Origin of the sequence: Pseudomonas sp. R4-39-08, assembly GCF_003852275.1 — a bacterium.
Taxonomy (GTDB): domain Bacteria; phylum Pseudomonadota; class Gammaproteobacteria; order Pseudomonadales; family Pseudomonadaceae; genus Aquipseudomonas.
In genome coordinates, this window is sequence record NZ_CP027733.1 from 741,215 (window position 1) to 753,843 (window position 12,629).

The 12,629-nt window shown below is 64.1% G+C and carries 12 protein-coding genes; 7 read left to right on the plus strand and 5 right to left on the minus strand.

The window, feature by feature from the left end:
- Positions 1–36: 36 nt before the first annotated feature.
- Positions 37–330, minus strand: coding sequence for a hypothetical protein (locus tag C4J88_RS03125; RefSeq protein ID WP_124365693.1), 294 nt, complete (start codon positions 328–330; stop codon positions 37–39).
- A 90-nt stretch (positions 331–420) separates the two neighbouring features.
- Between C4J88_RS03125 and pbpC the strand changes: the two genes are divergently transcribed.
- From pbpC to C4J88_RS03150, 5 genes are all read left to right on the plus strand, one after another.
- The gene (pbpC, locus tag C4J88_RS03130; RefSeq protein ID WP_124406195.1) at positions 421–2,751 is read left to right on the plus strand and encodes a peptidoglycan glycosyltransferase PbpC; all 2,331 of its coding nucleotides are present in this window, start codon (positions 421–423) and stop codon (positions 2,749–2,751) included.
- A gap of 157 nt (positions 2,752–2,908) precedes the next feature.
- Entirely contained in the window at positions 2,909–3,217 is a 309-nt protein-coding gene (locus C4J88_RS03135) for a MazG-like family protein (protein ID WP_124406196.1), read from the plus strand.
- The gene (locus C4J88_RS03140; protein WP_124365695.1) at positions 3,210–3,959 is read left to right on the plus strand and encodes a methyltransferase; all 750 of its coding nucleotides are present in this window, start codon (positions 3,210–3,212) and stop codon (positions 3,957–3,959) included. The genes C4J88_RS03135 and C4J88_RS03140 overlap by 8 nt, the downstream gene beginning before the upstream one ends.
- Before the next feature lie 24 nt (positions 3,960–3,983).
- Entirely contained in the window at positions 3,984–4,586 is a 603-nt protein-coding gene (locus tag C4J88_RS03145) for a DUF4136 domain-containing protein (protein WP_124361108.1), read from the plus strand.
- A 45-nt stretch (positions 4,587–4,631) separates the two neighbouring features.
- Positions 4,632–5,192 (plus strand): DUF4136 domain-containing protein, encoded by a 561-nt coding sequence (locus C4J88_RS03150; protein WP_124406197.1) that lies wholly within the window; start codon positions 4,632–4,634, stop codon positions 5,190–5,192.
- A 16-nt stretch (positions 5,193–5,208) separates the two neighbouring features.
- Here the strand turns inward: C4J88_RS03150 and C4J88_RS03155 are convergent, their stop codons facing one another.
- Together C4J88_RS03155 and C4J88_RS03160 are read right to left on the minus strand one after the other, a co-directional pair.
- Positions 5,209–6,057, minus strand: coding sequence for a MaoC/PaaZ C-terminal domain-containing protein (locus C4J88_RS03155; protein WP_124406198.1), 849 nt, complete (start codon positions 6,055–6,057; stop codon positions 5,209–5,211).
- 2 nt (positions 6,058–6,059) lie between these two features.
- Positions 6,060–7,412 carry a 3-oxoacyl-ACP reductase gene (locus C4J88_RS03160; RefSeq protein WP_124406199.1) on the minus strand — a complete coding sequence of 451 codons (1,353 nt, stop codon included), beginning with the start codon at positions 7,410–7,412 and terminating at the stop codon, positions 6,060–6,062.
- 105 nt (positions 7,413–7,517) lie between these two features.
- On the opposite strand from C4J88_RS03160, the gene C4J88_RS03165 reads away from it, so the two are divergent.
- Entirely contained in the window at positions 7,518–8,795 is a 1,278-nt protein-coding gene (locus C4J88_RS03165; RefSeq protein WP_124406200.1) for an acetyl-CoA C-acetyltransferase, read from the plus strand.
- A 135-nt stretch (positions 8,796–8,930) separates the two neighbouring features.
- Complete coding sequence (locus C4J88_RS03170) at positions 8,931–9,827, plus strand: PA4780 family RIO1-like protein kinase (RefSeq protein ID WP_124361130.1); 897 nt, start codon at positions 8,931–8,933, stop codon at positions 9,825–9,827.
- 143 nt (positions 9,828–9,970) lie between these two features.
- On the opposite strand, the gene cueR is transcribed toward C4J88_RS03170, so the two are convergent.
- Both cueR and C4J88_RS03180 read right to left on the minus strand, forming a co-directional pair.
- A complete protein-coding gene (cueR, locus tag C4J88_RS03175; protein ID WP_124361131.1) occupies positions 9,971–10,372 on the minus strand; it encodes a Cu(I)-responsive transcriptional regulator in 402 nt (133 codons plus the stop codon).
- Positions 10,369–12,561, minus strand: coding sequence for a cation-translocating P-type ATPase (locus tag C4J88_RS03180; protein ID WP_124406201.1), 2,193 nt, complete (start codon positions 12,559–12,561; stop codon positions 10,369–10,371). The genes cueR and C4J88_RS03180 overlap by 4 nt, the downstream gene beginning before the upstream one ends.
- Between the last annotated feature and the right edge of the window lie 68 nt (positions 12,562–12,629).

Below are 12,629 nucleotides of genomic sequence, written 5' to 3' on the forward strand. Positions count from 1 at the left end.
GCCCCCTCCCACATGGGATCGGGGACATTCTCGGGCTTAGTGCACAACCCAACTGAGCAGCCACAACCCCAGGATCAACCAGATAATCCCCATGATGATCGACGCACGCATGAACGCCCGCACGGCCGAGTACAGCAGCAACAGCCCGACGATCAGGGTAAGGATGCTGATGATCGAGGTGTCCATGCCCAGGGTGCGTGACAAGCCATCGATAAAGTTGCCGCCGGCGTGGGTCAGGGCTCCGAACAAGCCGCTCAGACCGTCGACGATAAAGCGGATGACGGAGCCGAGCGCCTGGCCCAACCACTCGAAAAAGCTTTCTACCTGCATGTGCGTGTCCTGATAAGAAGGTGGGCGTAACTGTGCCTTTGGTCGTTGTAGCGACAGGCGAGTTCCCTACAAGCATAGAGGTTTGCCCGCTTGAATTTGCGTTTTGTTGCCCGCTGGACACTGGTGAGCCTGTTGTTGGCGATTGCCCTGCTATGGCTGGCCGACCGTATCTGGCCCTTGCCGTTGCCCCAGGACGACCTGGCGCGGGTGGTGTTGGCCGAGGATGGCACGCCGTTGTGGCGCTTTGCCGATGCTAATGGCGTGTGGCGCTATCCAGTGCAAACCAGCGAAGTCTCACCGTATTACCTGGACGCGTTGCTGACCTACGAAGATCGGTGGTTCTATCGGCACCCCGGAGTAAATCCGTTGGCATTGGCGCGGGCGACGTGGCAGAACCTGACCGGCGCACGGGTGGTGTCGGGCGGCAGTACGTTATCGATGCAAGTGGCGCGTTTGCTCGATCCGCATTCGCGCACCTTCCTCGGCAAGTTGCGTCAGCTGTGGCGTACCGCGCAGTTGGAGTGGCACCTGTCCAAGGAGCAGATCCTCAACCTGTACTTGAACCGCGCGCCGTTCGGCGGCACGTTGCAGGGCGTGGCGGCGGCCAGCTGGGCTTATCTGGGTAAATCCCCGGCGCAATTGACCCACGCCGAAGCGGCCCTGCTCGCGGTATTGCCCCAGGCACCGAGCCGCTTGCGCCCGGACCGTCACCCGCAGCGCGCCCAGCAGGCCCGCGATAAAGTGCTGCGCCGGCTCGCCGAGTTCCAGGTATGGCCGCAATCGGCGGTGGATGAGGCGCTGGAAGAACCGCTGCTGCTCGCGCCGCGCCTGGAACCGAGCCTGGCGCCGTTGCTCGCGCGGCGCCTGAACCGTCCCGACAGCCCGCCGCTGATCCGCACCACGGTGGATGCCACGTTGCAGCGCCGTCTGGAAGACCTGCTGTTGGGCTGGCGCGCGCGTTTGCCCGAACACACCTCCGCCGCGATCCTGGTGGTCGAGGAGGAGACCATGGCCGTGCGTGCCTACCTCGGCTCGGTGGATATCAATGACGCCAAGCGCTATGGGCATGTGGACATGATCAGCGCGCTGCGCTCGCCCGGTTCCACCTTGAAGCCCTTCCTCTATGGCATGGCCCTGGACGATGGCTTGATTCATTCCGAGTCCCTGCTGCAGGACGTGCCGCGACGTTACGGCGATTACCGGCCGGGCAATTTCTCCATGGGCTTTACCGGGGCGGTGCCGGCGAGTACGGCGCTGTCCAGTTCGCTGAACCTGCCGGCGGTGCAATTGCTGGAAGCCTACGGGCCGAAACGCTTTGCCGCGCAGATGCGCATCGGCGGCATGCCGTTGGCGTTGCCGGCATTGGCCGAACCGAACCTGGCGTTGATCCTGGGCGGCGCGGGCAGCCGCCTGGAAGACTTGGTCAGCGGCTACAGTGCGTTCGCCCGCGACGGCAAGAGCGCCACCCTGCGCTTGCAGCCGGATGACGCGCTGAGGGAGCGGCCATTATTGTCGCCGGGAGCGGCCTGGATCGTGCGGCGTATCCTCAGCGGCCAGGCGCGCCCCGACCGCGACCCACGGGCCGAACTGGTGCAACGCCCGACGCTGGCCTGGAAAACCGGCACCAGCTATGGCTTTCGCGATGCCTGGGCGATTGGTGTCGGCCCGCGTTACCTGATCGGCGTCTGGATCGGTCGACCAGACGGCACGCCTGTGCCAGGGCAGTTTGGCCTGGCGTCGGCGGCGCCATTGATGTTGCAGGTGCATGACGTGCTGGCCAACCGCGACAGCCAGCGCGGCATCAGCGCACCCGTCAAGCCGGTGCCGGCCAATGTCGGCGTGGCGGCCATCTGTTGGCCGCTGGGCCAGCCGATGAGTCGCAGCGATCCCAATTGCCGTCGCCAGCGCTTTGCCTGGACCCTGGACAACACCACGCCGCCGACCTTGCAGGCGCTGGACCAACCCCTGAGCGTGGGGTTGATGGAAAACCTTTGGGTCAACGCCAAGGGGTTACGCGTGGATGCCCATTGCCCCGGCGCCGAAGCGAAAAATATCGCCCTGTGGCCGGCGCCGCTGGAGCCTTGGTTGCCCAGGGCGGAGCGCCGCGAAGCGCGCATCCCGGCAGCCGATCCGCAGTGCCCGCCGCCGGCACTGGCCGCCGCTTCGCCGTTGTCCATTGTGGGCGTGCGCGAGGGCGATCAACTGCGTCTGCCCGCTGCCAGTCAACAGGCGCTACGCCTGAAAATCTCCGCCCTGGGCGGGAGCGGGCGGCGGTGGTGGTTTCTTAACGGGGCGCCTTTGGGTGACAGTGCCAACCAGGATTTCATCAATGCCAGTTTCGAGCGATTGGGCCGTTATCAACTGAGTGTTCTGGATGAGGCGGGGCAAACTGCCAGGCTTGAGTTCAGTGTGGTTGATTAGGGCCTCATCGGGGGCAAGCCCCCTCCCACACTGGACCGTGTTCACAAAACAAATGTGGGAGGGGGCTTGCCCCCGATAGCGTCCTCAAGCCCACCACCGCTATTCACTTGCCTTCAATCTCCATCCCCCTGAAGCTATACCCATTCAGGAGCCCCCAATGAACCTCGAACACCTCACCGAACGCCTGCACCGCATCCGCGATACCAACGATTGGAAGCAGTTCCACAACCCGAAAAACCTGGCCATGGCCGCCAGTGTGGAAATGGCCGAACTGGTGGAGATCTTCCAATGGCTGAGCGAAGACCAGTCGCGCCAATTGCCCGCCGATAAGCTGGCTCACGCCGGTCAGGAAGTCGGCGACATCGTGCTGTACTTGCTGTTGCTGTGCAGTGAGCTGGGCCTGGACATGAACGAGGTGGTGCGCGCCAAACTGGCCGACAGCGAGCGGCGGTTTGCCCATGAGTGATCGGCATTTCGACCAGTTGGCCACGCGTTTTGCCGAGAAGATCTATGGCGGCGCCAAGGGCGCGATTCGCCTGGCGGTGTTGCAGGCCGATCTTACCGAAGCCTTGCCGGACCGCCCGTTGCGCGTACTGGATATCGGCGCGGGGTTGGGGCATATGTCGCTGTGGTTGGCCGAACGCGGCCATCAGGTGACCCTGGCCGAGCCCGCCGAGCCTATGCTCGAAGGCGCACGCCAGCGCTTCGCCGAGGCCGGGCAGAACGCCACGTTCATCCACGCGCCCTGGCAAGACTTGCTCGGCCAACTCACCGAGCCCTACGACCTGGTGCTGTGCCATGCGGTGCTCGAATGGCTGGCCGAACCCCATGCGATCCTGCCGGTGCTGCACCAGTTGACGCTGCCCGGCGGCTGGCTGTCCCTGGCGTTTTACAACCGCGACGCGCTGATCTACCGCAACCTGCTCAAGGGCCACTTTCGCAAGATGCGCAAGAACGATATGGCCGGCGAAAAGCAGAGCCTCACACCGCAGCAGCCGCTGGACCCGCGGGAATTGGCGGCGCAACTCGAAGGGCTCTGGCAGGTCGAAAGCCAAAGTGGCGTGCGCGTGTTCCACGACTATATGCCGGTGGAATTCCAGGCGCGTGCCGATCTGCAGGATTTGCTGGAGATGGAGCTCGCTCACCGTCGTCACCCAAGCTTTGCCGGACTTGGGCGTTATTTGCACTGGGTGTGCCGTCCGGTTTAAGCGGCCCAGTCTGCGGAGGTCCAAATGCGTCGTCTCGGTTTGCTCCTGTTGTCTCTCGGGTTAGGCGCCTGTTCCAGCCCTAACCCTTATGTGGCCGCTTCGGCGCCGATCCCGCCGGCCCCGGCGCAAGCGGCCACGACCTTCGATGCCAGTGCCTACCCGGCGCCGGTGCGCGACTATGGTGCCTACCGCAATTGGGCCTGGCGTAACGGCCAGTTGCCGGCCGGCACCGCGTGGGCGGATTCAGCCCAGGTGGCCGAAGCGGTCAGCGGCGCACTGGACCAGCGCGGCCTGCGCCCGTTGCACGACAATCGCGCGCCCGACCTGTTGGTCAGCGCCGATGTGCGCCTGGAGAAACGCCTGCGGCAAGTCCAGGATGACTATGGCTACGGCTATGGCGGCTACAACCGCTATGGCAATGGTTACGGCATGTACAACTCGGTGCCGATGGTGCGTACCTATGAAGTGCAGGTCGTGGTGGTGCGGGTCAACCTGTTCGATGCCCGCAGCGGCCAGCCGGTGTGGAGCGCCAGTGCGGAAACGGGCAGCCAGGGCAGCCTGAGCGAGCGTGCGGATGCGCTGCGCCAGGCGGTGCAGAAGGCACTGACGGCGTATCCTCCGCGTTAACCGCTATTCTGATTTAACGCCTGGACCGAACGTTGGAGAGCCATCATGTTTCGTCGTATCGCTACGCTTGCCGTTGTGCTGCTGCTGCTGGGCGGTTGCCAGAGTAACCAGGTCAACCACGACTTTGACGCCAGCCGCGACTTTGCCGCCTACCGTCACTGGGCCTGGAAGGAACCGGCGCTGCAATACCGCCCGGATGACCCGCGCATCAAGAGCGACCTCACCGAGCAGCGCATCCGCCAGGCCGTGGGCGAGCAGCTTGACCAGCGCGGCTTGCGTCCCGCAGCGCCCGGCACCCGGGCTGACCTGAATGTGCAGGCCTACTTGATCGTCGAAGACCGCCAGCAGCAGGTCTCCACCAACTACGGCGGTGCCTGGGGTGGGCCATGGAACGGCTACTGGGGCGCGCCGATGTACAACGAAACGCGCAACATCACTTACAAGGTGGCGACCCTGCAGATCGACCTGCTCGACGGCAAGGACGGCAAGCTGGTGTGGCGTGGCAGCGACGAGCAGATCATGGCCAGCTCGCCGAACCCCCAGGACCGCAGCGCGGCCATTCGTAACACCGTGAGCAAAATCCTCGCTAACTACCCGCCGCGCTGACGGACAGTGCTGTGTTTCACGCAATCGGCCGCCACTTCCCAAGCATATGCTGGATATCACCCGCGCCGTTCAACACGAACTCGCCAGTTGAACCGGCGCCGCGGGTCATCAGAATCACTTCACTGGGCAGGCGTACGGGTTTCTTGAATTCAACGGCTATTTCGACATTGGCCACCGGCAGTTGCGCGCCCATGGCCGCCAATGTGCGGGCCTTGTTCCACAACCCGTGGGCAATGGCCTGGGGAAAGCCGAATAGCTTGGCCGTCACTGCGCTGAGATGAATCGGATTGTAATCGCCGGATGCGCGAGCATAGCGGCGACCGATATCGGCAGGCGCTTTCCAACGCGTGAGCTCGGTGAGGGCCGCGTCAATTACCAGCGTGCGTTCCTCGGCCTCGCCCTCAAGCTTTACGCTCCGGCACAACATCGTGCTTTCAGCTTCCCAGAGCAGCCCAAGGGCATCCTCGACCACGGTCACCACATCGAACGTCGCACCTTTGGCATGGGGCTTGAGGTTGCCGGTGTACACCCCGACGCTCAGCTCACTCACACTACCCAAGGGGCGATGCAGGCGAATGCGGTTGTTCAGGTGGATCAACCCCAGCAACGGAAACGGGAACGCTTTGTCGGTCAGCAGTTGCATCTGCAGGCCGAATGCGAGGATATGCGGATAGGTCGCCGGCAGCATCGGGCTGTCGGCGAAACCGCAGACCTTGCGGTACGCCGCCACAGCCCTGGGGTCGACGCGAACCTGGCAGCGCAGGCCGTGCTCGGGCAGGGCGCTGCCGGTGATCTTGCGCTTGAGCGCCGCACGCCAGTACAGCGGCGGTAGATACGGCGTGCTGTCCAGTGTCTGCCATTGCATATTCACGCTCCCAGAAGACTTTGCCCACACACCCGCAGCGCCTGGCCGCTGACGGCGCCCGAACCCGGCTGGCTCAGCCAGGCCACGGCTTCGGCCACGTCCTGCGGCACACCGCCCTGGCCCAGGGAACTCATGCGGCGCCCGGCCTCGCGCAGGGCGAACGGAATATGTGCGGTCATCTGGGTTTCGATAAAGCCGGGGGCGACGGCATTGATGCTGATCCCGCGCGTTTGCAGCAGCGGTGCCCATGCCTGGGCCAAACCGATCAGCCCGGCCTTGCTCGCCGCATAGTTGGTTTGCCCGCGATTGCCGGCAATGCCGCTGATGGAAGCCAGCAGCACCACGCGGGCATTGTCGCGCAGGGTGCCGCTGTCGAGCAGCGCCTTGGTCAGCACCTGCGGCGCATTGAGATTGACCGCCAGCACCGCGTCCCAGTATTCCGGGGTCATGTTGGCCAGAGTCTTGTCGCGGGTGATACCGGCGTTGTGCACCAGGATATCGAGGCCGTCCGGCAAGTGTTCGATCAACTGGCCGGCGGCATCTTCGGCGCAGATATCCAGCGTGAGGGTGCGCGCATTCAAGCGGGCGGCCAGGGCGTCGAGGTCGGCCTTTGCTTGGGGCACATCCAGCAGGATCACCTCGGCGCCATCGCGGGCCAGGGTCTCGGCGATGGAGGCGCCAATACCACGCGCAGCGCCGGTCACCAGGGCTTTGCGCCCGGCCAACGGGCGTGTCCAGTCTTCGACCGGCGTGGCGCAGGCCTGCAGGCGAATCACCTGCCCGGAGATATAGGCGCTTTTGGGCGACAGGAAAAACCGTAGTGCGCCTTCCAGCTGGTCTTCGGCACCTTGGTCCACCTGCAGCAACTGCAGCACGCCGCCGCTGCGCAGTTCCTTGGCCAGCGAGCGGCTGAACCCTTCCAGGGCGCGCTGGGCGCTGGCGGCGAACGGGTCACTGAGGCTTTCCGGCGTGCGGCCAAGGATCACCAGGTGGGCGCTGTGAGCGAGGTTTTTCAGCAAGGGCTGAAAAAATTCACGTAGCTGCTTGAGTTGATCGGTGTGCTGCAAGGCGCTGGCGTCGAAGACCACGGCCTTGAGCTTGGGACCGTGGCCTGGAATCCACGCCGGCGCGTCCAGCGCTTCGGCACCGTAGCTGTAGACGGCATCGGTGAGTTTGTTGGCAAACGGCAACACTTTAGTTGCCAGCGTGCCACCGCCCAGCAGCAGTGCACCTTCCACCGGGCGCAGGCGCCCGGCTTGCCAGCGTTCCAGGCGTACCGGCGACGGCAGGCCAAGGGCGGCGACCAGGCGATGGCCGAGGCTGGAGTTGGCGAAGTCGATATAACGGTCTGACATGGAACGCTCTCCGAAGACTGGGGTTCAAAAGGTTGACCATCCCAGGGTAGCAGTCGTTCGACTAGGCTCACTGATCACGCCCATAACAGACAGGGGGAGCTTTCCATGACTCAATTGCGCCGTGTGGCGATCATTGGCGGTAATCGCATTCCTTTCGCCCGCTCCAACGGCCCCTACGCCACGGCAAGTAACCAGGCGATGCTCACTGCTGCCCTGGAAGGCCTGATCGAACGTTTCAACCTGCACGGCCTGCGCCTCGGCGAGGTGGCCGCCGGCGCGGTGCTCAAGCACTCCCGCGATTTCAACCTCACCCGCGAATGCGTGCTCGGCTCGCGCCTGTCACCGCAAACCCCGGCCTACGACGTGCAGCAGGCCTGCGGCACCGGGCTTGAGGCGGCGTTGCTGGTGGCCAACAAGATTGCCCTGGGCCAGATCGAATGCGGTATTGCCGGCGGGGTGGACACCACCTCCGATGCGCCGATCGGCGTCAATGAAGGCCTGCGCAAGATTTTGCTGCAGGCCAACCGCAGCAAGTCCATGGTGGATAAACTTAAAGTCTTGTTACAACTTCGTCCGCAGCACCTCAAGCCGGAACTGCCGCGCAACGGTGAGCCGCGCACCGGCTTGTCCATGGGCCAGCACTGCGAGCTGATGGCGCAGACCTGGCAGATTCCTCGCGCCGAGCAGGACCAACTTGCCCTGGAGAGCCATCAGAAAATGGCCGCCGCCTACGCCGAGGGCTGGCACAACGATTTGCTGACGCCGTTTCTGGGGCTGACCCGCGACAACAACCTGCGCCCTGACCTGACCCTGGAAAAACTCGCCGCGCTCAAACCTGCTTTCGAGCGCGGTGAAAAGGGCACGCTCACCGCCGGCAACTCGACGCCGCTGACTGACGGCGCCTCGCTGGTGCTGCTGGGCAGTGAAGCCTGGGCCAACGAGCGCGGCTTGCCGATCCTTGCGTACCTGCGCGATGGCGAAGCGGCGGCGGTGGATTTCGTCCACGGTGCCGAAGGCCTGCTGATGGCGCCGGTGTACGCCGTACCGCGTTTGTTGGCCAGGAACGGACTGACGCTGCAGGACTTCGATTACTACGAGATCCACGAAGCATTCGCCGCCCAGGTGTTGTGCACGCTCAAGGCCTGGGAAGATGCCGACTATTGCCGCACGCGCCTGAGCCTGGATGCGCCGCTGGGCGCCATCGACCGCAGCCGTCTGAACGTCAAGGGCAGCTCCCTGGCCGCCGGGCACCCGTTTGCCGCGACCGGTGGGCGCATCGTCGCCAACCTGGCCAAGTTGCTGGATGCAGCCGGGAAAGGACGTGGGCTGATTTCGATCTGTGCGGCGGGGGGGCAGGGTGTGACGGCGATTATCGAACGTTGATTACCGGGCAAAATTGGCATATTGAATGCATTCTTCGTGGGCCAGAGGTCGGTAGCCTCTCCCACCGGCGCGCCGATTGCCGTATAACGAGTGCCACACGCGTGTTTGGTAATACAGGACCCACAATAAAAGCTGATGAAGACTCCTAAACGCATTGAACCCCTGATCGAAGACGGTCTGGTCGACGAAGTGCTGCGCCCACTGATGAGTGGTAAAGAAGCAGCTGTTTATGTGGTGCGCTGCGGCAACGAATTGCGTTGCGCCAAGGTTTACAAGGAGGCGAATAAACGAAGCTTTCGTCAGGCGTCCGAATACCAGGAAGGCCGTAAGGTCCGTAACAGCCGCCAGGCCCGGGCCATGGCCAAGGGCTCCAAGTTCGGCAAGAAAGAAACCGAAGATGCCTGGCAGAACGCCGAAGTAGCGGCGTTGTTCCGCCTGGCCGGTGCGGGCGTTCGCGTGCCCAAGCCGTACGACTTTCTTGAAGGCGTGCTGTTGATGGAACTGGTCGCCGACGAGTATGGCGATGCGGCGCCACGCCTGAACGACGTGACCTTGGAGCCGGACCAGGCGCGTGAATACCACGCCTTCCTGATTTCCCAGATCGTGCTGATGCTGTGTACCGGGCTGGTGCACGGTGACCTGTCCGAGTTCAACGTACTGCTCACGCCAACGGGCCCGGTGATCATCGACCTGCCCCAGGCAGTGGATGCAGCGGGCAACAACCACGCATTCAGCATGCTGGAGCGGGATGTGGGCAACATGGCTTCCTACTTCGGGCGCTTTGCCCCGGAGCTGAAGAAGACCAAGTACGCCAAGGAAATGTGGGCGCTGTATGAAGCCGGTATCCTGCACCCGGCCAGCATCTTGACCGGTGAGTTCGACGAGCCGGAAGAACTGGCGGATGTGGGCGGTGTGATCCGCGAGATCGAAGCGGCGCGGCTGGATGAAGAGCGCAAGCAAGCGAATCGCGCGGCAGATGATGCCCCACCCACCAAGACTGCCGAAGAACCGCCGCCGCCTTGGATGCAGTGATTTCCCGGCACATGGAGATCGAAGTGTGGGAGGGGGCTTGCTCCCGATAGCGGTGTTTCAGTCAATATTTACAGTGACTGATACACCGCCATCGGGAGCAAGCCCCCTCCCACATTTGGTTGTGTGTTGAGTCAGTTGGAGCATCAGGTGCAGCAACTGCCGGAGGCCAATTCCTTGAGGATCGGGCAATCCGGTCGGTGGTCGCCCTGGCAGTGCTCCACCAGGTCTTGCAACGTGTCGCGCAGTTGCGCCAACTCGCGGATTTTTTGATTCAGCTCATCGATATGCTGGCGCGCCAAGGCTTTCACGTCGGCGCTGGCCCGTTGGCGGTCCTGCCACAAGGTCAGCAGTTTGCCGACCTCTTCCAGTGAAAACCCCAGGTCGCGCGAGCGCTTGATGAACGCCAGGGTGTGCAGGTCGTCGGCGCCATAGATGCGATAACCGCTGTCGGTACGGTGGGCTGCCTTGAGCAGACCGATGGATTCGTAGTAGCGAATCATCTTCGCGCTCAGCCCGCTCTGGCGAGCGGCTTGGCCGATATTCATGGGCGTTGATCCTCCAAGTCCTTGGGTTTCCAGGTTTTCAACAGCAACGCATTGCTCACCACACTGACGCTGGACAAGGCCATCGCCGCGCCTGCCAGCACCGGGTTGAGCAGGCCGAAGGCGGCCAGGGGAATGCCGATCACGTTATACACAAAGGCCCAGAACAGGTTCTGGCGGATTTTCGCATAGGTCTTGCGGCTGATCTCCAGGGCCGCCGGCACCAGGCGCGGGTCGCCGCGCATCAGGGTGATGCCGGCGGCGTGCATGGCTACGTCGGTGCCGCCGCCCATGGCGATGCCGATATCGGCGGCGGCCAGGGCCGGTGCGTCGTTGATGCCGTCGCCGACCATGGCCACCACGCCGGTTTTTTTCAGTGCGGTCACGGTGGCGGCTTTGTCGGCGGGCAGCACTTCGGCGTGTACATCGTCGATGCCCAGCGCCTCTGCAACCACCCGCGCGCTGCCGCGATTGTCGCCGGTAAGCAGGTGGCTGCTGATGTGCTGCGCCTTGAGTTGCTGCACGGCCTGCTGCGCGCCGGGCTTGAGCGTGTCGCCGAATGCGAACAGCCCCAGCACGCGCGGGCTTGCGCCTTGCTCGATCAGCCAGGACAAGGTACGCCCCTCGGCTTCCCATGCCGTCGCGCGCTGACTCAACTGGCCCGCGCTGAGGCCGGCCTCTTCCAGCAGACGCCGATTGCCCAGGGCCAATGGCCGGCCATCAAGGGTACCGGCGATGCCGCGCCCAGTCAGGGACTGGCTGGCGCTGACATCGGCCACGCTCAGCCCGCGTTCGTCACAGGCGTCCAGCACGGCCTTGGCCAGCGGGTGCTCGCTGCCGCGCTGCAAGGCCCCCGCCTGTTGCAGCAGTAACGATTCGTTGCCATCCAGCGCCGCCAAATGGGTGATTTTCGGCGTGCCCGAAGTGAGGGTGCCGGTTTTATCGAAGACCACGGCGCTCACCCCACGGGCATGCTCCAGGACTTCGGCATCCTTGATCAGAATGCCATGGCGCGCGGCGACGCCGGTGCCGGCCATGATCGCCGTCGGCGTCGCCAGGCCCAGGGCACATGGGCAGGCGATCACCAGTACCGCGACCGCGTTGATGATTGCGCTCTCCAGCGGGGCGCCGTACAGCCACCAGCCCGCCAGGGTGAGCAATGCCAGTACCAGCACGGTCGGGACGAATACCTGGCTGACTTTATCCACCAGTTTCTGGATCGGTGCCTTGGCGGCCTGGGCGTCTTCGACCAGGCGGATGATCCGTGCCAGCACGCTTTCCGCTCCCAGGGCCCGGGTACGCACCAACAGGCGGCCTTCACCGTTGATCGCGCCGCCAGTAACCGTATCGCCGGGCCGCTTCGGCACCGGCAGGCTTTCGCCGCTGATCAGTGCTTCGTCGGCATGGCTTTGGCCGTCGACCACTTCGCCATCCACCGGAAAACGTTCGCCTGGCTTGACCAGCACCAGGTCACCGAGCGTAAGCGTGTTGATGGCGACCTCTTCCTCGCGCCCCTCCAACACGCGGACCGCCCGCTCAGGGCGCAAGGCTTCGAGGGCGCGTATGGCGCTGGCGGTTTGGCGCTTGGCGCGGCTCTCCAGGTATTTGCCCAGCAGCACCAGGGCGATCACTACGGCCGAGGCTTCGAAGTACAAGTGCGGCGCGGGTTGGGTGAGCCATTGATAGACGCTCAAGCCGTAACCGGCGCTGGTGCCGATCGCCACCAACAGGTCCATATTCCCCGCACCGGCGCGCACAGCTTTCCACGCGGCACTGTAGAACCGCGCACCGAGGATCAATTGCACCGGCGTCGCCAGGGCGAACTGGACCCAGGCGGGGAGCATCCAGTGCACGCCGAAGGGTTCCACCAGCATCGGCAGTATCAGGGGCAACGCCAGCACGATCGCGAGCATCAGCGCCCAGCGCTCGTGGTGCAGGCGTTGGGCTTGATTGGCCTGGGTGGCGGTTTCGCTCTGGGGCAGGGTGGCGGTGTAGCCGGCTTTTTCGACAGCGGCGATCAATACGCCGGGATCCAGTTGGTGGAGTCCTTCAACGTGGGCACGTTCGTTGGCCAGGTTGACGCTGACGCGTTGCACCCCCGGCACCTTGCCCAGCGCACGCTCCACACGGCCGGCGCAACTGGCGCAGGTCATACCGCTGATGGGCAGGTCAAACGTGGTGGGTCCATTCATGGGGCAGTCCTCCAGAAGACGATGCTCCTAGGATCAACCTTGACCTGTGGGGAAGGTCAAGCGCGATC

Excerpts from the sequence above, each read along its gene's own strand:
- C4J88_RS03160 (WP_124406199.1), bottom strand. The coding sequence starts at position 7,412 with ATGTCAGACCGTTATATCGACTTCGCCAACTCCAGCCTCGGCCATCGC.
- C4J88_RS03145 (WP_124361108.1), top strand. The coding sequence starts at position 3,984 with ATGCGTCGTCTCGGTTTGCTCCTGTTGTCTCTCGGGTTAGGCGCCTGT.
- cueR (WP_124361131.1), bottom strand. The coding sequence starts at position 10,372 with ATGAATATCGGCCAAGCCGCTCGCCAGAGCGGGCTGAGCGCGAAGATG.
- C4J88_RS03140 (WP_124365695.1), top strand. The coding sequence starts at position 3,210 with ATGAGTGATCGGCATTTCGACCAGTTGGCCACGCGTTTTGCCGAGAAG.
- C4J88_RS03170 (WP_124361130.1), top strand. The coding sequence starts at position 8,931 with ATGAAGACTCCTAAACGCATTGAACCCCTGATCGAAGACGGTCTGGTC.
- C4J88_RS03125 (WP_124365693.1), bottom strand. The coding sequence starts at position 330 with ATGCAGGTAGAAAGCTTTTTCGAGTGGTTGGGCCAGGCGCTCGGCTCC.
- C4J88_RS03135 (WP_124406196.1), top strand. The coding sequence starts at position 2,909 with ATGAACCTCGAACACCTCACCGAACGCCTGCACCGCATCCGCGATACC.
- C4J88_RS03165 (WP_124406200.1), top strand. The coding sequence starts at position 7,518 with ATGACTCAATTGCGCCGTGTGGCGATCATTGGCGGTAATCGCATTCCT.
- C4J88_RS03155 (WP_124406198.1), bottom strand. The coding sequence starts at position 6,057 with ATGCAATGGCAGACACTGGACAGCACGCCGTATCTACCGCCGCTGTAC.
- C4J88_RS03150 (WP_124406197.1), top strand. The coding sequence starts at position 4,632 with ATGTTTCGTCGTATCGCTACGCTTGCCGTTGTGCTGCTGCTGCTGGGC.
- C4J88_RS03180 (WP_124406201.1), bottom strand. The coding sequence starts at position 12,561 with ATGAATGGACCCACCACGTTTGACCTGCCCATCAGCGGTATGACCTGC.